Genomic DNA, 24587 nt, shown 5'->3' with positions numbered 1-24587 from the left:
ATGTCGTGGGTTTCTTATAAGATAGAAAGCATGTAGCGGCAAATTACGTGCTTTTTTTGTTTTGTTTGGAACTTTTCTTCTCTACTAGGAAGACATACATATCTCCTCGCTTGACTTGGTTATACTAACTTTGGAGGTATTTTCTATGCAACAAAAAAAATGGGGCTTTTGGGTACTAACAGCTTTCGTTGTCGGTAACATGGTTGGCGCTGGTATTTTTATGGTGCCAAGTACGTTAGCACAAACAGCAAGCCCTCTCGGTGTCACTTTAGCTTGGTTAACAACAGGGTTTGGTGTTTTAATGCTAGCTCTTGTTTTCGGTAATTTAGCAATTCGTCGTCCTGATTTAACGACAGGACCACAAAGTCATGCATATGCTTTATTCTCATCACCAAAAAAGAAAAAAATGGCTGGTTTCAGTATGGTATGGGGATATTGGGTTGCAAACTGGGCAAGTAACGTTGCCATCATTACGTCTTTCGCGGGGTATTTATCACTCTTCTTCCCAATTATGAAAGATACACGACTACTATTTTCAATCGGTTCTTTTAACATAGAAGTCGGAAAACTAATTACATTTACTATTTGTTCCATCTTACTTTGGGGAACTCATATTATATTAACAAACGGTGTAAGCGGAGCTGGAAAGCTAAACTTCTTAGCAACAACAACGAAAGTAACTGGATTCCTTTTATTCATCGTCGTTACGTTATTTGCATTCGAAGCTTCTAAGTTTGGACAATGGTACACACCGATGATCGATAAATCAGGTGTATCACACGGCCTTCTTTCACAAGTAAATTTAGCCGCTCTTACAACGCTTTGGGCATTTATCGGAATTGAATCAGCAGTACTTTTATCAAATCGTGCTACCTCTCCTAAAACAGTAAAACGTGCAACAGTTGCTGGATTACTTATTACAGTTGCGATTTACTTAGGAATTACAATTTTAACAATGGGTGTACTTCACGTTGATAAATTACAAGCTTCTGAACGTCCATTAGCAGACGCATTAAACGCTGCAATGGGGCATGGCGGCGGGAAACTGATGGCATTACTTGCTCTTACTTCCCTATTCGGTTCTATATTAGGCTGGATTTTATTAAGCTCAGAAGTACCATATCAAGCTGCAAAAGAAGGTTTCTTCCCTTCCTTCTTCACGAAAACAAATAAAAAAGGAAGTCCAATTTATTCATTACGATTAACAAACATTATGTCGCAAGTGTTCTTATTCTCAACATTATCAGGAACCATTGCGGAAGCTTATACATTCGTTATTACCGTATCAACACTAGCCTACCTCATTCCATATCTCGTTTCACCAGTCTTCCAGTTAAAACTAGTCGCAACTGGTGAAACATATAAAAATGAAATGCGGGCAAGAATTACAGATGGTATAGTCGCAGTAATCGCACTTTGCTACGCACTATGGGTTATTAAAACCGGCGCAGCCGATATAAAAACGTTCCTTCTCGGAATTGGTTTATTCGTAATCGGATTTGCTTTCTATCCATTAATGAATCGTGATGAGAAAAAAAATAACGAAAAGAAAAACGGGCAAGTTGCATAACGCAATTTGCTCGTTTTTTCTTTTATAAAACATATATAATAGAACAAAGAGGTGAAAAACATGTCAATTGAATCACTATGGAGCAGCCGCTTCCAACAACATATTCAAAATATCATTACATACTTTGCACGTATGATTAACGGTTTACTATATAGCTTTATCTTCGTTGCCTGTATAGGTGCTTACTATTACGCAAAGTTTCTTAAGACAGCGCCTTCTAAAGGACTATCTTTATTACTTATTACAATCGTCCTAACAGCGATTATAACGAGATGCCCTATCCGTACATTTATTCAAAAACCTGATGCTGTCTATTTGCTTGCATTAGAAGAGAAACTAACATCTTATTTTAAAAAATCTCTTCTATATAATTACATCATTCAGCTTTTCCCATTATTATTTACGTTCCTTATTCTCGTTCCACTTGCAATGCAATCATTACAATTAACTGTACCTTTTTTATGTACAATCTTTATCGTTTTAATGATTACGAAAGCTTGGAATATATACACACATTGGATGTGGCGTGATGGTCATGAAAAAAACATATGGTTAATTATTCGTATTGCTTGTAACGCCTTAATCATTTACATGCTGTTTTACTCGGCACATGTTCTCATATTAGGCGGATTGCTCTTACTACTTGCTTTCCTACTTCTATACACGAAAAAACAGCCTACAAAACGAATACCGTGGGATTACATAATTGAACAAGAAGAAAAAATGGACGTTCGTTTTTATCAATTTGCTAGCATTTTCACCGATGTTCCGCAACTGAATAAGCAAGTAAATAAAAGAAAATGGCTTACAAATTGGATTGAACCTTTATTACATAAAAAAGGAGCAACTTTCTTCTATTTACATACACTAGCATTTTTACGCGGGAATGATTATTTCGGTATATATATTCGTTTAGGGTTGATCGGTACCTTCGCCTTATATTTTATACCAAACATATACGTAAAAGGTGCTATCGCTTACATCGTCCTATATATGATCTCTATGCAGCTCCGTTCCCTGTGGAAATATTTTTCGGGAAATATTATCGTAGCATTATATCCCATTGATACTGAGAAACGAATGAATCAATTTCTTCGCTTAATCTTTATATTACTAAGCATTCAACTCATTGTATTTTCAATTGTTATACTCATTGCTACAGGACAATTTTTACATAGCCTTATCATTATGATTATCGGGTTACTCTGGATCAAATTTATTATTGTACCAAAAACGAAGCAACGCGTTTCTTCGTTTTAACGAAAAGAATTATCTTAAAAGCCAAGGAGAAAATAAATTACCTCCTTGGCTTTTTTATTTTTCTTCCTCAAACAAGAATCACTGAAACAACCGATATTTTATGATTTTCACATACAAAAGCGATAATACATGTTTACGTCCTAATAAAAAGGGTATGTATTAAATTAACAGGGCAAAGAAACTGGAGGGAATGAAAAAACATGAATTAAAGTTGCACTTTATAAAAGGCATTACCCAAAGATGATTCTGGAACCGATAATATAAGGAGCTGATTGCAATGAGTAAAAAAATCGCTATTTTAATAACGGATTATTTCGAGGATACAGAATACACAGAGCCAGTAGAAGCTTTTAATCAAAGGGGATATGAATTAACAACTATTGAAATGGAAAAAGGTAAAACGGTACACGGTAAACAAGGAAAAAGTGAAGTCGTAATTGATAAAAGTATTGATGATGTTTCTCCAGAGAACTTTGATGCCCTCTTCATACCAGGCGGATTTTCCCCAGATATACTTCGTGCAGATGAGCGTTTTGTTCACTTTAGCAAAGCATTTATGGATGCGAAAAAACCTGTTTTTGCTATTTGTCACGGCCCCCAATTGCTCATCACTGCACAAACACTTGAAGGACGCGATGTGACTGGATATAAATCCATTGCGGTCGATTTGAAAAATGCCGGTGGAAATTTTCATAATAAAGAAGTGGTTGTATGCCAAAATCAGCTAGTAACAAGTAGACAACCAGAGGACATCCCAGCGTTTATTGAAGAATCGTTGCGTATATTAGGATAGTTATTATAGGTTAACCAAAGTAGCTAAATAACTACTTTGGTTAACCTTTTTATTTATAAAAATCGAAATTAACACCATATGAAATATTTCTTCATCTTTAATAATTTTTCGAGACACCTTCTTGTCTCGCCCCAAAATTTCTAATCACTTTTCATAGGCAGTTCTCATATAGTGAAAATGACTATATAATTCCTATCCATAAGTTAAATAATGATTTGACACATATATAAATACAAAAGATGGGAGCCTTATTTATGAATAACAATCCACCTTCAATGCCCCCAAATCCAACGGAAACGAATAATAATGAAGTGAGCTTACAAACGTTACGCGTCATTGGGCTTATTGTACTGATTAGTGGCTACATATTAGTAGCTCTTTCTGAAGTAGGAACGTTAAAAAATCTTTTACTACAACCTAGCACTACTCCAAATTTAGCTGAAGTTGATCCGTTCTAAAAATTATATAAAAGCGAGTCCAAATATAACTGATTCGCTTTTATATAGTTTCATCCAATCTGAGAAACATTTCTCTCATCCTCATACTTCTCTTTCCCTATCGCCTTCATAAATAATAAAATACTGCTCATACCAACGATAAAGTACAGAGCACTCATCCCCCAAGATGCAATAAATGAACCTAACATAACACCCAATGCTCCGTTCATTTTTGCCATTTGAAAGACCATCCCGTTAATCGCCATATAAGAACCTCTTGCCTCATTTGGCACCATATCTGCCATAATAGATTGACGAACCGGTACATACATCATCTCACCTACCGTTTGGAAAAGCCCTGCAATTAATAAGATCCATAAACTATTGCTCGTTCCGAGTATTGTAAATCCAATTGTGTAAATGAATAAGCCTACATATAAAATTTTCAAATCGTTGAAGCTTTTTAGTATTTTAATAAGAAGTGCTGAACATAACACAACTAAAATTGTATTTTCCGCTGATATCCAGCTCAGCATTCGAATACCTGTTAAATCAAACGTAAAACCATTCCCGAATAAAAAGTGCACCGTTTCAAATTCCTGCTGCAAACGTACCCCTAAATAATTATTAATTTGAAACTCTAAAGATAATGTACATATACTTGCTGCGCAAAAAATTAAAAACGTTCTATCTTTCATCACGACTTTATAACTATCCGCCATATCTTTTAATACATTTTTCTTCTCTACTACTTTTCGTGCTACATACACTTCTTCCATATATACAGCCATCACATATAAAGTAATAACTGCAATAACTGTTAATCCGATAAACAATTGTAATCTATAGTTTTCAAATAGTAATCCGCCAAATATCGCTCCAATTGCAATAGATAAATTAATCGCCCAGTAGTTAATGCTGTACATCACTTTTCGATTTTCAGGTGTACTCACATCGATTAACATCGCTTCCGTCGCTGGATTCATAAGTCCAGACCCTAAACTATTCACTAACATAAACACAAATGTTAGCCACGGCGAATCTACATAATCCGAATTTGCAATCCCCATACAAGCGATGGAAATGGCTTGTATACTTTGACCGATAATCATTACTTTTTTACGACCGAGCCGATCCCCAACATACCCACCGTATAGACCAATTACTAATGAAGCTATTACATTAATGAGTAGTAACGCACCAGCCATCGCACTACCTAACTTTATTGAAAAATAAATCGCCATAAACGGAAAAATCATCGTGGACACAGTACGTGTTAAAAACGAAGTTATAATTCTAATTTTTATATTTCGATGCATACTCCAAAATCCCATTGTTTCCCCCTCCTTATGCTTACTTATTTTACTTTGAAAAAAAGGAAGAAAAAGGTTAGAATATTCTAAAGAGTTTCCCCTTTTATTATAGAAGGAAGTGTATATATGAAAATTATGGACTATTACATTCGGTTAAGATTACATGCGCAAGATCAGCAACATATACGAAATAGCTTACAAGAGTTAGCAGATATTTTATATTGCAGTACGAAAAACGTAAAAATTTTATTAAAGAAGATGAGTGAGGAGAAATTAATTCGCTGGACTCCCGGGCGAGGCCGCGGGAATAAAACGGAAATCCTATTTATACATAATTTCGTAGAAGCGATTGAGTCCTATACAGATGAACTGTTAACGCAAGAAAAGTTAAAGGATATTTTTCTTCTTTTAAAAGAGCCCCTACCCTTTGCACTTCAAAAAAAAATAGAAAATAAACTACATCATCATTTTGGATACGAACCTTCAAATGATATGTATGACATATTAAAGATTCCTATATCAAGAAAGATATTCCCATTAGATCCGGCTTTTGTCGCTGTAACTACAGAGAGCCATCTTACGAGTCAAATTTTTGACACGTTAGTCGTTTATAACGATGTTACTGAAAAAATGGAACCACACATTGCACATACGTGGGAATTAAGTGAAGACGGGCTTACGTGGACCTTTTATTTACGAAAAGATATATATTTTCATAACGAAACAATTTTAACTTCTAAAGATGTACAATTTTCATTTGAAAGACTAAAAGAAGTTCACTCTCCTTTCGAATGGTTAACAGAAGAAATTGTTCAAATCGAAACACCATCACCACTACAAATACGGTTCCATTTAGCAAAACCCAACTTTTTTTTCTTACATTATGTAAGTTCCATGCAACTGGCAATTTTGCCGCGTGATGCTAGTATTCAAAATCATCACTACATAGGAACAGGACCTTTCAAACTTGCTCATTACTCTGAAGATAATATCGTCCTCGAAGCGTTCACCTATTATTTTAAAGAGCGCGCGTTATTAGACCGTATTGAATTTTGGGGTATTCCTGATCATGTGCAAATAGATGCTGATTATGAACTACCAAATGAAGAAGAAAATGAAAGGCATGATATACAAATAGAAGAAATAGGTTGTATTTATGCTAGCTTCAACTTAAAAAAACCTGGTCCTCATCATGACATATACTTTCGAAAAGCTTGGAGAGAACTATATGACGTTGAAACGATACTTCGTAGCATAGAGGGTAGACGGACAATTGCTGCATCAAGCTTTTTCCCTGAAAGAAGCCGCAAAGCTACTAAAAGGTCCTACTCTTTAGAAAAAGCGAAAGAGTATTTAAAAAAGAGCACCTATAATGGCGAAACGATACATATTTACTTCTTCGCATTTAAAGATAGTGCAAATGACGCACATTTCCTAAAGGAACGTTGCGAACAATTAGGAGTACACGTAGAACTTCATCCATTTCTCGTTTCAGATTATATGGATCATTCTATTGATAAACACGCCGATATTATTTTCATGGGAGAAGTGTTTGCTAGCGATCATGAACTTGCATTCTTAAATGTATTTAAAAATAAAAGTTGCTTCGTAAACCGGTTCATGGACCCGCACTATGCAAAACAAGTTAACTGTTTACTTGATACCTTTTTATTAGAAGAAAATAAAGAAAAACGCTATGAGCTCATGTATGAGATCGAAGAATTTGTACAAGCAGAACACATCATTTTATTTAACTATCACGTTTTAAAAAGAAAAACATATCCCTCTTCCTTAAAAAATGTAACAATTGATTCATTCGGCTGGGCAAATTTTGCGAAGTTATGGATACAGCCATCCACGTATTAAAATGTGAGTTTTTATAAAGTGAAACTTTAATCAGTGGGGTTTTGTTCATCCCCACTGATTATTAGTTGAACCAATCGGGCTTTTACGGGCAGTTGATCCCCCACCTAACTTCTTTGCTTCCGCTGAATTTTGAGGTGGGGGTCTTACTGCCCGTTAATGCGGGGTAAAAGGAGATGAACCATGAAACACACCCTAGAAAAAAGACTTTCCTATCTATACACAGGTGAGTTATTTTCAATCATTACTTTTATTTTCACAAGTTACTTACTTAATCATGCTTATCCTACGTTACATTTATATTCCCTATATTCTTTTTGGGTCTCATTTCTTCTTTTAGAGTTTATCTTATTACAAGGAACAATTTACTGGTACGTAAAGTGGAAACGACTAAAAAAAGAGAAAACATCTATTACACCTATTAGGATGCTTCAATATTTAAAAATACTTAAAAAGATAAATATAGCATTGATGATCACGGGATTAATTACGTTTACTATCGATTTTGTAATTTGGTATTCCCACTTACCTTTAGGCGGGCTATCATTCACTCTATTTATTTATATTTTTGCATTACTTGAGTACATTAACTATTATCATACTCAACTTTCATACGATAACATCTCTGATATTAAGCATTTAATCAAATCAAAAAAACTAAAACAGTCCTGTATAAATAAAGATTTTCAACGTATTTCATGAAAGAGAAGGTACTACATCCTTAGTAGTACCTTCTTCGCATACAGGTGCAAACTACTATTTAATTACTCCATCTAAATGATCTCTCAAGTTCAATAAATACTGCTCAATATTCGGATGCTTCACCACATCATAACAAGCAAAACTCTTTAACGGACTCATGCCAAGAAACTTTTGCACGCGGTGTAAATGGCTAAGCGCTGATTCTAAACTTTCCCCTTCAAAGAACTTCGTCTTATCTCCAAATGCCTTTTCAGGTGCATTCCAAGTTGTAGAAAACATATACTGCTTCTCTTTTAATAAACCACCTGTTCCATATTCATCAACACCTTTAAAGAACAAACCGTATTCATATACTTCATCCATATATGTTTTAAATAGTCCAGGTACACTAAACCAATAAATCGGTGTTTGATAAATCACAACATCAGCCCATAAAAATTTATCTTGTTCTTCTTTAATATTGTAACCATCTTGAATGGTTGTTGTTTTCACATGATGCTTCTCGCTTAATACAGTTATCATATAATCAACTAACGTTTTATTTAATCTGCCTTCCTTTGTACCGTATTTTTCATGTCCATTTATAATAAATATATTTTTCATCGCTTTTCTCTCCCTTATTTTACTCCTCAGCTATTAACCCCAGTTGCTGTTTCAGCGTAAGATTATCTTCTAAATGCCAGTCTTCTGTGATTTTTCCATCTTTCACATGTAAAATATCAATTGCAAAAAAATTGATTTTCTTATCCTTATGCGTTCCTGTAAAAGAAAGACGAGCTGTTACTTTATCACCGACGACTAATAAATCTTCAATCTCGCAATGTATATTAGGAACGACTTTACGAAAATTTTGCGCTGCAAAATTTAATCCTTCAGTTCCTTGCGGTCGCCCTTTCGGCAATGTATTATCGGAAAAATTTTTAGAAACAGTTTGCAGAATAAGTTCCTCCTTACCTGTATCCCAAAATGCATAAAAACGCTGCGCTGCATGAACCATTTCGGTCGCTTCCTTTTTACTTAGTGAGGGATCGATTGTCATTGCTTTTGGCTTCGGCATTTCTTTTAATAACTGGACTTCCGTTTTTTCTTCCACACCGCATGCTACAAGTACAATACAAACAACAAATAAACTAAGGAATCCAAACAACTTTTTTATCCCTATGAAAATCACCTCCTCCTTCATACAAACCCTTTATATTTCATATTACTATTGTATATGCACTAACTTCCTTTATGGAAGTAGTGATATTTTTTTCATATAGTTACCAAAAGTATAGTTTTGTGATACTATAAAGCAAATTCATCAAAAAAATTTTATGGAGGCTAGTTCCATGAACAATATAGATCCAGTTGAACTAACGAAAGGTTTACCAGGCATACCTTGTCCTATCGCTAAAACCCTTGATGTAATTCGTACAAAATGGACATTTTTAATCATTCGCGACCTTCTTATCGAAGGAACATTACGCTTTAGTGATTTACAAAAATCAATGGACGGGATTAGTCCGAAAACATTATCACTTCGCCTAAAAGAATTAGAAGCACAAGGGATTATAACGAGAAAAGTATATCCAGAAGTTCCGCCTCGTGTAGAGTACACATTAACGGATAAAGGAAAGCAATTAGAGGGGATTTTCATTGAATTAAAACGGTTTGGATTAAGCTTATAAAACAAAACCCCCTTACCGTCGTAAGGGGATTTATTACTTCGCAAAACTTTCAGCTAGCTGTTTCTCTCTCCACATAAATGTAATGCCGAGACCAACTATTAAAACAACTCCTGAAAATGCATATGGATAATGAATATTCATATCAAATAATATTCCGCCCATCGCTGGTCCTGCTATATTTCCTAAACTCGTATAAGTCGAGTTCATACCAGCAACGAATCCTTGCTCTTTTCCAGCTGCTTTTGATAAAAACGTCGTTAAAGCTGGACGAAGCAAATCAAATGCAAGGAAAATGAAACAAGTAACGAGAAGTACAATCCAATAATTAAAGACTACAGTTGAAACGAAAGCTAATACTGCACCTACAATTAAACATATTTGAATTAATACTTTTTCCCCGAACATATCAACCAATTTACCAAACATAAATACTTGCACAACTACCCCAAAGATGGAGCTAATCGTAATAATTGCCGCAATATCTTTCGGTGTAAATCCAAATTTATGATCAGAAAATAGACTAAACACAGTTTCATACGCTGATAATCCGAATGCGAGTACAAATACGATAATAAATGCAATTGCATACATTGGATGTAATGATTTCTTTAAATCACCAATAAAACTTGATTCTTTCGTGTTAGCAGAAATCTCTGCAAGTTCTTCTTTCGTTAACGGTTCTTTTAAAATAAAGATCGAAATTACACATGCTATAAAGGCAATTGCTGCTGCAACGAAAAACGGCACACGTATACCATACTCTGCAATAAACCCGCCAATTCCAGGCCCTATAATGAATCCAGTACTAATCGCTGCTGATAAATACCCCATCGCCTTTGGACGTTCCTGCATAGAGGTAATATCCGCAACATATGCCGTAACACCAGGCATAATAAACGCGGCACTAATTCCGCCTAACACCCGTGCTGCATAAAGCATCCACACATCTTTTCCTAATCCAAAAAGAAGTTCTGAAACACCAAAAATAAATAATCCAATGATGATCATTTTCTTCCTACCGTAAAGGTCAACCCACCGGCCTGTAATAGGTGACGTAATGAGCTGAGCCATTGCAAATACTGCAACGAGATAACCCATCGTCTTCCCTGTTAAACCCATATCATTCATAAAGGACGGCATAACCGGAATGATTAATCCAATCCCTAAAAAAGCGATAAATATATTACTCAAAAGAATGACCAATACCATCTTTTGTTCTTTTATTGGTTTCTTCACTTTTTAACACCTCTTCCCGTAAGTTCCTCAAAAAAATAATGCCCAAGAAGCTTTTTCTTTATCCTGCTATTTGTGGGCTAATCATGAGTAAAGATGCCTCCACTCATTAGAATTTCACTCTATCCTTCCACACATACATAAGTATTAGATGAATGACTATCATTCAGTTTTCCTCAAAAATGAACCTACCTTTTCAGACAGGTTCACCTTACTACTTGTTGATATGTAATGCATGTGTTAAAAAATCTAGTACTTCTGCCTTTTGTAGCTCGACTTGCTCATCATCTTTATGATCATATAAATAAACTTGTTCCGCTGCTGATTCAACAAGAGCGATAAATAACTTCGCTGTTCGCTCTGCATGAACCGAATCACGAATTTCACCAGCTTCTTTCGCCTCATTTAAAAACTCGCTTAGCCACATATAAAGAGGCTCATACACAGCTTCCCATTCTTTTATATGTTCTGTAGATGCAAGACCCGCATACATTAAAGCTTGTATTTCACGATATTCCGCTATAAAGTGAAACACCGCATCTATTACTTGCGTCACTTTACTTGAGAAAGGCGCATCATTTTGCACTTTTTCTTTCACTGCAAGTATCATCTTTTCAACCATTACTTCTGCTATTGCAGGCATAACAGATAACTTAGAAGGAAAATATAAATAGAAAGTTCCTTGTGCAATGCCAGCCAATTTCACGATATCAGAAATCTTCGTTTTTTCAACGCCCTTTTCCTGAAACACTTCAATAGCTGCATAGACAATTTTTTCTTTTTTATTCATCATCTAAACCCTTTCACACACATATTGAATGACTGTCACTCATTTTATAAGATAATCGATTGTACTGTCAATGATAGTGAACTCTAAGAGGAAATCATTTTTTAATAATAAAAATCTCCTAATAAACCATTAGGAGATAAAATACAATATATCTTTAAGAAAGAGCCTTTAATCCTGTCACTCCACATACAATAAGAGCCACACTAATGATACGTGCCTTACTTTTCGACTCACCAAACAGGAACATGTTTAATAAAACGGCACCTGCTGTTCCAATACCAATCCAAACCGCATACGCGACACTTACTTGTAAAAATAAGAAAGATGTATACAAGAATGCAAAGGATGTAGCAAATCCACCTATATAAATCGCACCATTTGCTAATGTCTTATCTTTACTATACATTTTAAGACCGATCACACCGACTATTTCACTAATTGCAGCACAAAATACGAAAAACCAACCCATCTTTAAGCAGCTCCTTCCACAGTTTCTTCTTTATTATCAGCTAGCTTTAAACCGATAACGCCGGCTACAACCATCACGATAAAGAATAATTTCCCTACACTGAAACTTCCACCGAAAAGGAATACATCCATTAAGAAAGTACCTACCGTACCGGCTCCGGCAAAAATGGCATATACAGTGCCTGTCGCAAGATGTTCACATGCTTTAGAAAGGAAGTGAAAATCAACAGCGATAACTCCTAAAATAATAATCCAATGCCACCAAGTATCGGCTGTATTAAAACCAAACACCCAAAAAATTTCAAAGATACATGTTAATATGACATATAACCAAGCTCTATTTTTCATACCTCTCACCTCTTATGACTGACTATCAGTCATTTTTGTTTTAAAAAAATATACTCTTTCATCACTACTATATATAAAACAACTATCATCCTCATTTACCATTATATTTGTTCCATTTCCAAGCTAACTACATCCTTTTATAGAAAATGACTGAATGTCATTCATAAACATTGTACATGAATATTTTAAAAACTGTCAATGTCGAAAAGTTATTTAAAATTTATTTCCTCCAATTTGTATATTTCCTAATAATCTGCCAATACTGCTAGTAACATAATATTTTCTCCACTCCCCCTTGGAGAGATCCCTTTAATAGAGCAGTTAGCTTTTGCTAGCTGCTCTTTTTTATTTGCCGGCACACTATGAGATCAAATCCAGTTTTATCATAAATAATTAAGAGTCGGATTATGTTTTCTATTAACTTTCCAAAGAGGCCTTATATGCAATAATTTTATTCTCAAGCATCTTTTCTGTAATGACTAAGTTTTCTCTTTGCATCTGAATAGATTTTCTATGATCTTCTAGGAGCTGTAAACGAGCTTCGGTTGTATGCTCCCCTTCTAAATATAACCTAGCGTATTCTCTTATTTTCGCTATTGGCATTTGCGTTTGTTTTAATTTCATGACAAACTGCAACCACTTTATATGTGACTCTTCATAAAGTCGATTCCCATTTGTATCACGATTTGCAATTAATATATTTTCCTTTTCATAATAACGCAGTGTATGTGTGCTCACTCCTATTAATTTAGCCACCTCACTAATTGTGTACATACTTTAACTCCCTCCACGTGCTTACCCTCATACATTTTATAGCCTTATCAAATTGATAAAAAACATTTGACTTAGAGTATACTCTAACAAATAAAATCTAACCATAATACATTTATTTGAACTTAGGAGGATTTTATATGAAATACACAGTTATTACTGGTGCTAGTTCTGGAATTGGCTATGAATCGGCTTTAGCCTTTGCATCTCGCGGAAAGAACTTAATACTTGTAGCTCGAAGACAAGAAGAATTAGACGGATTAAAATTAAAAATTAACGAAATGAATCCAGAATTGGATGTTGTTATTCGAAGAACAGATTTATCTATTACGGAAAATGTTTATAAACTTTATGAAAGCCTACAAGGCTTTCAAATTGAAACGTGGATTAACAACGCAGGGTTTGGTAATTTCGCCTCAATTGCTGAACAAAATTTAAATAAAATAGAAACGATGTTACATGTAAATATAGAAGCACTAACAATACTCTCTTCTCTCTTCGTTCGAGATTATTCCACGGTTGATGGCACACAACTTATTAACGTTTCATCAGGCGGTGGATACACAATTGTTGCTGATGCTGTTACGTATTGCGCTACGAAATTCTATGTAAGTGCATTTACAGAAGGTTTATCACACGAACTGAAAGAACAAGGCGCGAAACTGCAAGCAAAAGTTTTAGCTCCTGCTGCAACTGAAACAGAATTTGCAAAACGTTCATTTGATATTGATGAGTTCCAATACGATAATGTTGTACCGAAATTCCACACTGCAAAACAAATGGCACAATTTATGCTTGATCTTTACGACAGTGATAAAGTTGTAGGGATTGTCGATGGTTATACTTATAACTATGAGCTTAAAAATCCCATTTTTAATTTTGCAGTGAGAAAAACGAATTCAAGTTCTTAATTTCCCACTAAAATATAGAGTCCCACTATTACGTAAATAATAGTGGGACTTTTTTCTCTCTGAAAATTTCACCCAACATACCGAATCATCGCCACCTCATCACAATAATCAACCTTTGGACAATGTCTACAATCAATCCATACTTTCTCTGGTAACGCCTCTCTATTCACAAAATCAAACCCGCACTTTTGAAAAAATTCCGTTTCATATGTTAAAGAAATGACTCTATTCACTTTTATTTTCGCTGCCTCATTTATTACATGGTTCACTAACATGCGACCGATTCCTTTCCCTGCATATGTATGCGAGACGACTAACGACCGGACTTCTGCAAGGTCCTCCCCTAACACATGTAAACCAGCAACTCCAACGATTTCTTCCCCTTCTTTCATAACATATAAACATTGTAAATATTGATAGAGAGATAAAAGAGAACGTGGTAAAACTACTCCTTCTTTTGCATAAGCTTCAATAAGACTATAAATTTCTTTCACATCACTCGTAACCGCATTAAAGATTTTCATATTATATCCCCTTGTCCCCGATATTAATATTTACAACCTAAATTGAATTTTAATACATAATTTTATATAATAATACCTCTCTCCTTTCCCCTCGTCAATCACTTTATACAAACAAAAAACCAAGCAATCTAATCGATGCTCGGTTCCCCATTTCGTATAGGTAATACTGTCGAATATTTAATTTCACGAAGTGCTAAACTCGTCTGTATCCTTGTAATACCCAGCTTATTCAACTTTCTAATAAACTGCTCCAGCTCTTTACGATCGCGATTTGCAACCTTTAATAAATAATCATACTCCCCTGTTAAACAGTGACATTCTAACACTTCCGGCATCGATTCTAATTCTTTTTCCAACACGTCAAGTTTATCCGATTGATGAATATTCGTACTCATAAAAATGAAGCATAACAAATCAAAACCAAGCTTTTCTTGATTTAAAATGGCTACTTGCTTATCAATGAACCCTTCTCCATCTAATCTTTTTATTCTTGCATGCATCGCAGCTGGTGATAAATTAACGCGTCGCGCAAGCTCAGCATTACTTACTTGTGATTCTTTCTGCAATATATCTAAAATTTTTACATCTAAATCATCCAACACTTTAATAACAGACGACTCCATTACAATTCCCCCTTTTTTCTTACCGATGATTATTCGAAAAAACACGCCTTAAATTACATAAAACTGAATATTTTTCTGTAAATAGTATTAATAACAAAACATTTTATCTACTTTTATCCATTATACAAAATAATATATTGCACAATAAAGAAAAATGCTAAAATTATTTACAATTCGTATCGATTACAACAAAGGGGATTTTAGTATGCCTTATTTTTATGTCTTTTTACTATTACTAACGAGCTTATTATGGGGAGGAAATTTCGTCGTTGGAAAATCGCTCGTTGATCACGCGTCTCCGATGACACTTACAAGTTTAAGATGGATGATTGCGATCGTTTGTTTATTACCGATCGTATGGTTTAAAGAAAAGAAAATCATTCCACCTCGTGCCGCAATACTTCCGTTAATACTAATGGGGATCTCAGGGGTCGCTCTTTTTAACATCTTTCAATTTTTAGCACTAGAAAAAACATCCGCAACGAATGTAGGGCTTATTTCTACATTAAATGCGATTTCAATTGCATTATTTTCTGTTTTATTTCTAAAAGAAAAAGTAAATACACTTCAAATCCTATCCATGGTTCTTTCATTCTTTGGGGTTATTCTTGTCCTATTAAAAGGTAACTTTGCACTTTTATTTTCACTACATTTTAATAGCGGCGATTTATGGATGATTGCGGCTGTTTGTATTTGGGGAATGTATTCTGTTTGTAGTAAATGGGCAACAAAAACAACGACACCACTCATGGCAACATTATACTCAGGAATTTTCGGCGTTATTCTATTACTGCCCTTTAACATAGGGAGCTTCACTGTTACAAACATAAATACTTCTTTCCTAACATCACTTTTATATACTGGGCTTATTTCCACAGTTCTTTGTATGGTGTTTTGGAATATTGGCGTACAAAAATTAGGTGCAACTACATCTGGTATTTTTCTAAACTTCAATCCGATTTTTACAGCTATTTTAGCATTCCTTTTCCTCGGAGAAGAACTAACGTGGATACAAATTTTCGGGACAATGATCGTTGTGACAGGATGTTATTTATTTTCTCATTTCAAAACGGTTACTGTTCAGCCAACTGGAGCTTTAATACGAAAGCATTCTTAATGAAAAAACATCGTCATCCAAGTGGCGATGTTTTTATTTACTCTTCATTTCTCTTATATACTGCTTTTCCTCTTCTGGTGTTAAACGTTCCGTCGCCTTGCCAGTATCTCCACCTTGAAGGCTCCATAAAAAGTTATGCTCCTCAACAGTTTGAGAAAAATCTCCTTTTCCCCATCTATTTACAATAGAAAATAACTTCATTTTATATTGAAAACCTGTACTATTTTCAATATCTCTTTTCACATTAGAAATTTCCTTATTCGTCATTTCTACAAATCCCCATTTTTCAGAGGATTTTACCTTTTGATGCACCATTTTATGCATAGTAGAAATAATTTCACCTTCACTAATTTGTGGAGCTTCTTCTGCAACTTTCTTCTCTTTTTCATTTGCCGCTTGCTGGGTTTGAATATTTTTATTTTCTTTTTCCACATATGCAAGCAATGTCTTTCCGCCAACTATAGACGAGATAATTACTATAATTGTAATGCATATACCTACGATCCATTTAAAAAGCATTAGCTTTTCATCGCTTCCCTAACAATATGACTATCTACATACTGCTTAAACTTCACAATTTTTCCGTTCTCAAGCTGCCATACATGAACAAACTCTGCTTCAAATGATTTTCCCGTTTCTTTATAAACTCCTGAATAAACACCTTCAACAATAATTACACCTTTTTCGTTTACTTCATGATACATATTTACACTCGCTTTATAATCATCCCATTCTGATCCTAATCGGCTAAATACATTTTCCATTATTGCTTCTACACCTATATAAGTTCCCCCGTACGGGAATCCTTCTGCCTCTGTCCATTCTACTTTTTCAGAGAGGGCTTCTACTAAATGTTTTGCATTTGAAGAAGCTGACCCTTCATACGTGCTTCGAATAATTTCTAAATTTGATTTAAGCATATTAACTTCCTCCCGTTTTATTTATTTTTTACACAAGTTGTAACTATCACCATTACAACTCGTGCAAAAAAATATTTAAATTGTTTTATTCTTAATCCAATAGTTGTAATCATTATAGTTACAATAATGATTCAAGTCAACAATTTATAAATAAGTTTACTTCGCTTTCATTACTTTCTCTTTTACGAAACGGTCTACATATCCTTCTGCTTTTACAACAAATAAATACGCACCCATTGCTAATAATGCAAGATCTAATTCATATCCTGGATTCTTTCCATCTCCTAATAAACCTGCTGCTCCATTTACCTTTACGATAGCTCCAGCTAAAATAAGAGCGAATAACAATCCTACATATCTTACGCCTAAACCGATAATTAATAATATACCACCAACTAATTCAACTGTTGCTACGCCGTATGCAAGACCGCCTGGTAAGCCGATGCTTGTAAACCATCCCGCTACGTTATCGATACCTGATTGAAACTTCGCTAAACCGTGTGCAAAGAACGTTACTCCTAACACGATACGAATAATTAAATTCCCAATATATTGGTTCATTTTGAACTCTCCTTTTTGTTTTGTTATGGTAAACTTTTATTCACAAGTCAAAACAATACGGTATTTCATTTCATTCGTCAAATACTTTTTTTAAGAAAACAAAAAACATTATCCCTTTTACGGATAATGTTTTCTTACAAAATAGCGCTAATTCAAGCTTTTACTCTATCGCACAAAAAAGTTGAAACATTTTTCCAGCGCCAACATACGGCAATAAAGACAAGTCCTCTTCTACAACCATTCCAACAACATTCACTTTCTCATCCTTAGGCAAATCATGTGTGGCAACTTGCATCTCTCCTGCATATCTACCGTACAATTCATTATCAATTGTAATGCTGCCTTTCTTTCTTGCAATTGTATGCATTGGCTGTAACACGACTTTATTTTCTTCTCGTGATTCTACAGAACGAATGACATCACGGGCTGGATCTAGTCTATTTGTATGCACTTGTTCTACCATTTTTAACACTTCACTTTTCTCTATCAATGGCTCGTATCGCAGCGGAATAATCCCTCTACTCGCACTCGCTATCTCTTGTACACTTTCTATACTTCCGCTTATATCCCCGATTAACACCTTATCAACACCACAATCTTGTACAAGTTCTAAGTACGCTTCAAGTGGGCGCATATTGCGGTGCTTTTCTAACGTTGGTAAACCTTCACATAGCGGACCACGTTTTTCACCATCTCCCGGAATAAATGCCATCGTTTTTATTCCGCACTCATGTAAGTATTCGTTTTGTTTTTGTAAGAAGGACTTTGCTAGTCCTGTTTCTGGACGCGGATAAAAATTATGCCAAGCTTCTACATTCTCTACTTTTATATTTTCTATGATTAACTCTTTCCAAAATGAATCTGTAATCGTACTCGCATTTAAAGCTACTTTCATTTTATGAGATACGCGTGCGATTTCTTTCGGCGTGATGCCATAGTCCATTCGTAAACCAGTAATGCCCCATTCCACTAACTCTTCTACATTTTCGTAAGTTATCCCTAAATGGTGTAACGATTTTGGAGAAACATCGACCATTAATTCCATTTCATATTTGAGCGCTTGTTTCCCAAGTATTTGAATTAGCTCTTTATACGTACCAGGATCATCTTCAGGAATGTGAAGTGATGTAAAAATAGATGAAAACCCATTTTCCTTCGCTACTTTTAACCACTCTTCTTGCTTCTTTACTCGTTCTTTTGAAAGATAAATTGAAACTCCTATCATATGAATCTCCCTTTCTATGAATAGAAAAAGAGAAAGGAATCCCTTTCTCTATATGTTTTCTGCCATTTCTTCTTTAAAGCCAAAGAAGTACGTAAAAATGAATCCGAAAGTATATGCCACTACTAATCCAAGGAAATATAATAAATATTTATTATCAGCAATTAACGGAATTAATGATAATCCTGATACACCGATTCCGAGTGCGGCTGTTTTCATAACTGCTTGGAATGCACCGCCAACTGCTGCACCTAAACAAGCTGTAAGAAACGGTTTCCCAAGTGGTAATGTAACCCCGTATAATAACGGTTCGCCAATTCCTAAAAATCCAACTGGTAATGCACCTTTAATTACGTTACGAAGTCGTTTGTTTTTTGTTTTTACATAGATGGCAATCGCTGCTCCTACTTGCCCAGCGCCAGCCATTGCTAGTACTGGTAATAAAGGCGTTACGTGCGTTTGATTAATAAACTCCATATGAATTGGTGTTAAACCGTGATGCAATCCGACCATAACGAGAGGTAAAAATGTTCCCGCAAGCACTGCTCCAGCAAATGCGCCGCCAATACTTAAAATACCATTAATTCCGCTTGTAATTCCTTCAGATAAGAAACCTGCTACCGGCTGAATGGCTAACATCGTTACAATACTTACGACTAACACAGTAATGAGCGGTGTCACGATAATATCAACTGCATTTGGCACTGCTTTTCGAACTTGTCTTTCTACTACAACCATAAGCCATGCTGCAAAAATAACTGCAAACAATCCGCCCCGTCCGGGTACGAGCGCTTCACCAAATAATTTTACATTTGCCATCGCCGGGTTAAAAATTAAAATACCCGCAATCGCCCCAAGAACTGGTGTCCCGCCAAATTCTTTCGCTGTATTCCAGCCGACTAAAATTCCTAAGAATGTAAAGATACCGCCACCAATGAGTAGTAGCATTTGTAGCCACGTTGCATTCGGATCAGCACCTGCGTTTTTGGCAAAGTTAGCGACCCCGTTTATAATTCCTGAGGCAACAAGACCTGGAATTAACGGAATGAAAATACTTCCTATTTTTCTTAAAAAGTTTTTCACTGGTGTATTATTTTTCTTCTTAATCTCTGACTTCATTTCTTGCCCAAGGTCTTCAAGGTGATGATCTGCCACCTCACCGATTCGCAGTCCCGTTAAACCTTCCATTTCAGCTGCGACTTTATTTACCGTCCCTGGGCCAACAACAACTTGAAGCGTCTCATCTTCAATAACGCCCATAACCCCTTCAACCTTTTTCAAAAGGTCCATATTCACTTTACTTTCATCATGAAGCGTTAATCGCAGCCTCGTCATACAATGAGCAATGCCGCGAATATTTTTTACTCCCCCAAGTTGCTCCGAAATTTCTTTGGCCATTCTCTCTTCTTTCTTCATAATAGAATCCCCCTCCCTATTACTTATAACGCCTTCTTCACAAACCCTTTCGCTTCTTTTAGTTTCTCCAGTGCTTCCCCATACTCACACTGCAACAACACCATAACAATCGCAGCTTTCACATTACGTTCTGCTTTTTCATAACACTCTGCTGCTATTTCATAGCTCACACCTGTTGCTTCCACAATAATGCGTTTTGATCGTTCTACTAACTTTTCATTTGTAGATTGAACATCTACCATTAAGTTTTTATATACTTTCCCCACACCAATCATAGAAGCTGTTGAAATCATATTAAGTACTAATTTTTGCGCTGTACCAGCTTTCAAACGCGTTGAGCCTGTTAAAATTTCTGCGCCTGTTTCTACTTCCACATTTAGTTTTGCATATTTACTTATTTCAGCATTTTTATTACAAGAAATACTCGCCGTGCTCGCTCCCACGCTAGCCGCGTACTTCAAACCGCCAATTACATAAGGAGTTCGACCACTTGCCGCAATTCCAATCAATGTATCTTTCTCGTTTAATCCAATACTTTTTAAATCTTCTTCTGCTAACTCTTCGCGGTCTTCTGCACCTTCCACCGCCTTAGTAAACGCTTTCAATCCACCTGCTATAAATCCTTGTACCATTTTATCATCTGTGCCAAATGTCGGCGGACATTCCACCGCATCCAAAATACCTAAACGGCCACTCGTACCAGCCCCAATGTAAATTAATCGTCCCTCATCTTCAAAGGATTTAATGACAATCTGTACAACCTTTTCAATTTCTTCTATTTCATTTTCAACTGCTAACGCAACAGTTCGATCTTCTTCATTCATACTTTGTAACACTTCTTTTATACTCATCTCATCTAAATTCATCGTCTTCTCATTACGATGTTCTGTCGATAAATTTTCTAACATATTATCACCTGCTTTGAAATTTAATTTCATACTTTCATTATATCTCCAAGAAATTTAAAATCAATATTACTTTATTATTTTATGAAATTTTATTTCTTTTCATGACGAATTTATCCCACTTTAACTGGCAGTAAGACCCCCACCTCAAATTCAGCGAAAGCAAAGAAGATAGGTGGGGGATCAACTGCCTGTAAAATTCCGATTGGTGAGGGCTGATAATAAGTGGGGGATGCCCCCCACTTATTAAAGTTTCACTTTATGTCAGTACGCAAAAAAAGATGGGTTTCCCCATCTTCTCATTTTAACTTCCGTAACCGTAGAGCTTCTTCCCTTGTCTCCATAAATTGATCCAGCACTTTATTACCAATACGATTAAAAGTAATCACATATAAAGCATCTATCATATTCAGTTGAGTCATTCTCGAAGCAATACTTGCAATGCGATGATCTTGTTCTACATCTGGCATACAAAGACGAATATCCGCCTCTTTATATAACGGTGATGATTGATCAAGCTTCGTAATTGCAATAACTGTTGCTCCTTGTCTCTTCGCATATTGCGCCATTTCAAGTACATCTTTCGTACGACCAGATGTTGAAATCGCAACAAATATATCGCCCTCTTTTAAATTCGTCACAAGCGGCAACATCATATGAAAATCAGATAGCATCATCGCTGTAAATCCGAGCCTTGTAAATTTATAAGCCCCGTCCATCGCTGGAGTAGCTGATCCGCCTACTCCGTAAAATATAATTTTATCCGCATTTACAATCAGGTCTGCTGCTTTTTCAAGTTCTTTTTTATCTATCGCCGTAACACTCGCCTCAATTGCAGCTTTATTCACATATGTAACTTTATTAAACAAATCGTACGGGCCATCTTCCGTATTCATCACTGAAAAATCGTTAATATTATAATCAGCAATCGTTAATTCACGAACGAGCGCGATTTTAAATGCTTTAAAGCTTCCAATTCCAATCGATTTACAAAAGCGAACAACACTCGCCTCACTTGCGCCTGCATTCGTTGACACTTCTTTCGTCGTTAAGTTCGGAACAATCTCTGCATTCCCCATTATGTACATGGCAACCTTCTTTTCAGCTGGTGAAAATTGATCCATATTACTTTCAATTTTAAATAGTAACGTTGAAGCTTTCACTATTTAACCTCCACTTCTTACGGTTGCGTATATTCTCCACTATCATTTACACCATATAGATAAAAACCATCATTACCAGGTGGATGGTGAACAATTACAGTTCGATCCCCTTTTTTATATGACGTTATTTCACCTTCAGATCGCTGCTTTTCCCATCCATGTATCCAAATCGCAAAGTCAGGTACAAAAGCAGTGTATTGATAGTCTTTCGGGTTTTCGTCTTCTACATAGGAAGAAAAAATAGAAACTGGAAAATCTTTCACTTTTGACTCTTTCCATGCAACAAATGGTATACATAATGCAATAAGTATGATTACACCTATAAGCTTCCCCTTCGTAATCCTCACACATTTTCTCTCCTCAACTTATCATATACGTAGATTTTACCATAATTACAACCTATTCACGCTATATGACTATTGCTTTTCCAATAAAGTGAAACTTTAATCAGTGGGGGGTTTTGTTCATCCCCACTGATTATTAGTTGAACCAATCGGACTTTTACGGGCAGTTGATCCCCCACCTACCTTCTTTGCTTTCGCTGAATTTGAGGTGGGGGGCTTACTGCCAGTTAAAGCGGGATAAAAAAAGAGCTTACCTACATTAGATAAGCCCTTCCTCACTATACAAAATACTTCTTCAAAAGCGGTGGTGTAATAATCGTCGTTAATATAACAACAATAACAATCGCTGTGAAATTTTCTTTCGCCAATAAATTCGCTGTAAGTCCATTCGCTGCGATGATAAGCGCCACTTCTCCGCGTGAAACCATCCCCGCACCAATACTAATAGAAGATTGAAGGTTGAACCCTGTCAGTCTTGCTCCTAAACCTGATCCGATTAACTTTGTAAAAATTGCAATAAGCGTCATGATGATAATGAACCAAAGCTGGCTTCCGATACCTTGAAATGTAATTTCCATTCCGATACTTACGAAGAACACCGGTACAAATATTGCATAAGCAATCGGTTCAATTTTATGTTCTACTTCGTGCTTATACTCTGTTTGCGAAATGGCAATTCCGGCTGCAAATGCCCCAATAATACCTGCGATCCCCATCATTTCACTGTAATACGAAAATGAGAAACAAATAATAAGAGCTGCACTAATTAACGCTTCTGTTACGCGAAGTGGTACGAGCATTTTCATAATCCATGGAACAACTTTCCAAGAGATGAAAACGATACTTACAAAAAAGATAATTTTCTTTGCAATGACAAGCGTTACATTTACATCTTGTGTACCTAAAAAACTCATCACAAATGCTAATAAAATAACAACAATTACATCATCAAATACAGCTGCCCCTAAAATCGTTGTACTTTCTCTCGTATTCATTTTCCCTAAATCTCTTAGTGTTTGAACAGAAATACTAACCGAAGTGGCACAAAGTAATAACCCTAAAAAGATCGCATGCGACTGTAACATTCCAAACGCAAGTCCTGCTAAATACCCACCAAGGAATGGGAAAATAATTCCTCCCATCGCTACTGCGAATGCAGATTTCAAATTTCGATTTAACTCTTCTAAATCTGTTTCAAGCCCTGCCATAAACATAAGTAGTAAAACACCTATCTCACTCAGTTCATCAATGAGTTCAGAACTATTAATAATACCAAGTACAGCCGGACCGATAATAATACCGACAATTAATTTACCAAGTACAGAGGGCTGGCCAAGTCTTACGCTAATATCACCAGCTAATTTTGTACAAAGTAAAATGACGACAAGTTCAAAATAAAATAACATAACATCTTCTCCTACTTTATAAAGTGAAACTTTTATGAGTGGTTTTGTCACTCTGTTAATCCTTGTCCATTCCTGCCAGTAGTTTCCCCTATTCATTCGCATTTTATTTGTCATATTTTTATTTGACAAAATATTCTGAATTATAATAAGATTAATCCAGCAATTTTAAAAAACTACCTACCATAACTGTACCTCCATTTACTTACATACTCTTTTCTAGTGGGCTCATACTATATTCGCAGTTATGGAAATGAAAA

General features: G+C 35.6%; 28 protein-coding genes. 9 read left to right on the top strand and 19 right to left on the bottom strand.

From position 1 onward, the window contains the following. Positions 1-145 precede the first annotated feature (145 nt). The 4 genes from DN394_RS03530 to DN394_RS03515 all read left to right on the top strand — a co-directional run bounded on the left by DN394_RS03530 (position 146) and on the right by DN394_RS03515 (position 4081). Complete coding sequence (locus tag DN394_RS03530; protein WP_149293612.1) at positions 146-1570, top strand: amino acid permease; 1425 nt, start codon at positions 146-148, stop codon at positions 1568-1570. Positions 1571-1630: 60 nt separating this feature from the next. Next, on the top strand, positions 1631-2830 hold the full coding sequence (locus DN394_RS03525) for an ABC transporter permease (protein WP_149293611.1): 1200 nt from the start codon (positions 1631-1633) through the stop codon (positions 2828-2830). 277 nt (positions 2831-3107) lie between these two features. Further along, entirely contained in the window at positions 3108-3623 is a 516-nt protein-coding gene (locus tag DN394_RS03520) for a type 1 glutamine amidotransferase domain-containing protein (RefSeq protein ID WP_098208763.1), read from the top strand. A 254-nt stretch (positions 3624-3877) separates the two neighbouring features. Then, the gene (locus tag DN394_RS03515) at positions 3878-4081 is read left to right on the top strand and encodes a hypothetical protein (RefSeq protein ID WP_098208764.1); all 204 of its coding nucleotides are present in this window, start codon (positions 3878-3880) and stop codon (positions 4079-4081) included. A 50-nt stretch (positions 4082-4131) separates the two neighbouring features. Here DN394_RS03515 and DN394_RS03510 read toward each other — a convergent pair whose 3' ends face one another. Continuing rightward, positions 4132-5394, bottom strand: coding sequence for an MDR family MFS transporter (locus DN394_RS03510; protein ID WP_149293610.1), 1263 nt, complete (start codon positions 5392-5394; stop codon positions 4132-4134). Between the two features lie 105 nt (positions 5395-5499). Here DN394_RS03510 and DN394_RS03505 point away from each other — a divergent pair, with 105 nt between their 5' ends. Both DN394_RS03505 and DN394_RS03500 read left to right on the top strand, forming a co-directional pair. Continuing rightward, on the top strand, positions 5500-7239 hold the full coding sequence (locus tag DN394_RS03505; RefSeq protein ID WP_149293609.1) for an SgrR family transcriptional regulator: 1740 nt from the start codon (positions 5500-5502) through the stop codon (positions 7237-7239). 180 nt (positions 7240-7419) lie between these two features. Continuing rightward, positions 7420-7938: a general stress protein gene (locus DN394_RS03500; RefSeq protein WP_097917956.1), complete on the top strand. Its 519-nt coding sequence runs from the start codon at positions 7420-7422 to the stop codon at positions 7936-7938. 54 nt (positions 7939-7992) lie between these two features. On the opposite strand, the gene DN394_RS03495 is transcribed toward DN394_RS03500, so the two are convergent. Both DN394_RS03495 and DN394_RS03490 read right to left on the bottom strand, forming a co-directional pair. Next, positions 7993-8541 (bottom strand): NAD(P)H-dependent oxidoreductase, encoded by a 549-nt coding sequence (locus tag DN394_RS03495; RefSeq protein ID WP_098208766.1) that lies wholly within the window; start codon positions 8539-8541, stop codon positions 7993-7995. Between the two features lie 19 nt (positions 8542-8560). Continuing rightward, positions 8561-9100, bottom strand: a complete 540-nt coding sequence (locus DN394_RS03490) for an ester cyclase (protein ID WP_098208783.1) — start codon at positions 9098-9100, stop codon at positions 8561-8563. A gap of 169 nt (positions 9101-9269) precedes the next feature. On the opposite strand from DN394_RS03490, the gene DN394_RS03485 reads away from it, so the two are divergent. Then, the gene (locus DN394_RS03485; RefSeq protein WP_001059466.1) at positions 9270-9608 is read left to right on the top strand and encodes a winged helix-turn-helix transcriptional regulator; all 339 of its coding nucleotides are present in this window, start codon (positions 9270-9272) and stop codon (positions 9606-9608) included. 33 nt (positions 9609-9641) lie between these two features. Here DN394_RS03485 and DN394_RS03480 read toward each other — a convergent pair whose 3' ends face one another. The 5 genes from DN394_RS03480 to DN394_RS03460 all read right to left on the bottom strand — a co-directional run bounded on the left by DN394_RS03480 (position 9642) and on the right by DN394_RS03460 (position 13221). Continuing rightward, on the bottom strand, positions 9642-10844 hold the full coding sequence (locus DN394_RS03480; RefSeq protein WP_098628806.1) for an MFS transporter: 1203 nt from the start codon (positions 10842-10844) through the stop codon (positions 9642-9644). A gap of 211 nt (positions 10845-11055) precedes the next feature. Then, entirely contained in the window at positions 11056-11634 is a 579-nt protein-coding gene (locus DN394_RS03475) for a TetR/AcrR family transcriptional regulator (RefSeq protein ID WP_149293608.1), read from the bottom strand. Between the two features lie 151 nt (positions 11635-11785). Continuing rightward, entirely contained in the window at positions 11786-12100 is a 315-nt protein-coding gene (locus tag DN394_RS03470; RefSeq protein ID WP_000539670.1) for a DMT family transporter, read from the bottom strand. Between the two features lie 2 nt (positions 12101-12102). Beyond that, complete coding sequence (locus DN394_RS03465; protein WP_000796014.1) at positions 12103-12447, bottom strand: DMT family transporter; 345 nt, start codon at positions 12445-12447, stop codon at positions 12103-12105. Positions 12448-12864: 417 nt separating this feature from the next. Then, on the bottom strand, positions 12865-13221 hold the full coding sequence (locus DN394_RS03460; protein WP_098953809.1) for a MerR family transcriptional regulator: 357 nt from the start codon (positions 13219-13221) through the stop codon (positions 12865-12867). A gap of 137 nt (positions 13222-13358) precedes the next feature. Here DN394_RS03460 and DN394_RS03455 point away from each other — a divergent pair, with 137 nt between their 5' ends. Continuing rightward, a complete protein-coding gene (locus DN394_RS03455; RefSeq protein WP_098953810.1) occupies positions 13359-14129 on the top strand; it encodes an SDR family NAD(P)-dependent oxidoreductase in 771 nt (256 codons plus the stop codon). Between the two features lie 68 nt (positions 14130-14197). Here DN394_RS03455 and DN394_RS03450 read toward each other — a convergent pair whose 3' ends face one another. Then, entirely contained in the window at positions 14198-14653 is a 456-nt protein-coding gene (locus DN394_RS03450) for an N-acetyltransferase (RefSeq protein WP_073518840.1), read from the bottom strand. A gap of 128 nt (positions 14654-14781) precedes the next feature. Continuing rightward, positions 14782-15276: an Lrp/AsnC family transcriptional regulator gene (locus tag DN394_RS03445; protein ID WP_098208768.1), complete on the bottom strand. Its 495-nt coding sequence runs from the start codon at positions 15274-15276 to the stop codon at positions 14782-14784. A 205-nt stretch (positions 15277-15481) separates the two neighbouring features. On the opposite strand from DN394_RS03445, the gene DN394_RS03440 reads away from it, so the two are divergent. Then, entirely contained in the window at positions 15482-16393 is a 912-nt protein-coding gene (locus DN394_RS03440; RefSeq protein ID WP_097917948.1) for a DMT family transporter, read from the top strand. A gap of 33 nt (positions 16394-16426) precedes the next feature. Here DN394_RS03440 and DN394_RS03435 read toward each other — a convergent pair whose 3' ends face one another. From DN394_RS03435 to DN394_RS03390, 9 genes are all read right to left on the bottom strand, one after another. Further along, positions 16427-16912 carry a PRK06770 family protein gene (locus tag DN394_RS03435; RefSeq protein ID WP_097917947.1) on the bottom strand — a complete coding sequence of 162 codons (486 nt, stop codon included), beginning with the start codon at positions 16910-16912 and terminating at the stop codon, positions 16427-16429. Beyond that, positions 16912-17313, bottom strand: a complete 402-nt coding sequence (locus DN394_RS03430) for a nuclear transport factor 2 family protein (RefSeq protein WP_149293607.1) — start codon at positions 17311-17313, stop codon at positions 16912-16914. The genes DN394_RS03435 and DN394_RS03430 overlap by 1 nt, the downstream gene beginning before the upstream one ends. 156 nt (positions 17314-17469) lie before the next feature. After that, positions 17470-17874: a DoxX family protein gene (locus DN394_RS03425; protein ID WP_001077749.1), complete on the bottom strand. Its 405-nt coding sequence runs from the start codon at positions 17872-17874 to the stop codon at positions 17470-17472. 160 nt (positions 17875-18034) lie between these two features. Continuing rightward, complete coding sequence (locus DN394_RS03420; RefSeq protein ID WP_097917945.1) at positions 18035-19099, bottom strand: DUF871 domain-containing protein; 1065 nt, start codon at positions 19097-19099, stop codon at positions 18035-18037. A 48-nt stretch (positions 19100-19147) separates the two neighbouring features. Further along, positions 19148-20512 (bottom strand): PTS transporter subunit EIIC, encoded by a 1365-nt coding sequence (locus DN394_RS03415; protein WP_000711311.1) that lies wholly within the window; start codon positions 20510-20512, stop codon positions 19148-19150. 23 nt (positions 20513-20535) lie between these two features. Then, positions 20536-21420 carry an N-acetylmuramic acid 6-phosphate etherase gene (murQ, locus tag DN394_RS03410; RefSeq protein WP_097917973.1) on the bottom strand — a complete coding sequence of 295 codons (885 nt, stop codon included), beginning with the start codon at positions 21418-21420 and terminating at the stop codon, positions 20536-20538. Positions 21421-21716: 296 nt separating this feature from the next. Continuing rightward, complete coding sequence (locus DN394_RS03400; protein WP_061677853.1) at positions 21717-22580, bottom strand: MurR/RpiR family transcriptional regulator; 864 nt, start codon at positions 22578-22580, stop codon at positions 21717-21719. A 17-nt stretch (positions 22581-22597) separates the two neighbouring features. Beyond that, positions 22598-22927 carry an outer surface protein gene (locus tag DN394_RS03395; RefSeq protein ID WP_097917944.1) on the bottom strand — a complete coding sequence of 110 codons (330 nt, stop codon included), beginning with the start codon at positions 22925-22927 and terminating at the stop codon, positions 22598-22600. Positions 22928-23202: 275 nt separating this feature from the next. Continuing rightward, positions 23203-24426, bottom strand: a complete 1224-nt coding sequence (locus DN394_RS03390; protein WP_149293637.1) for a cation:proton antiporter — start codon at positions 24424-24426, stop codon at positions 23203-23205. Positions 24427-24587: the final 161 nt, after the last annotated feature.

Origin of the sequence: Bacillus sp. BB081 (assembly GCF_008368895.1) — a bacterium.
In the GTDB taxonomy this organism is placed as follows: domain Bacteria; phylum Bacillota; class Bacilli; order Bacillales; family Bacillaceae_G; genus Bacillus_A; species Bacillus_A wiedmannii.
The sequence above is the reverse complement of the archived record's forward strand: the minus strand, read 5'-3'. Positions and strand labels throughout refer to the sequence as shown.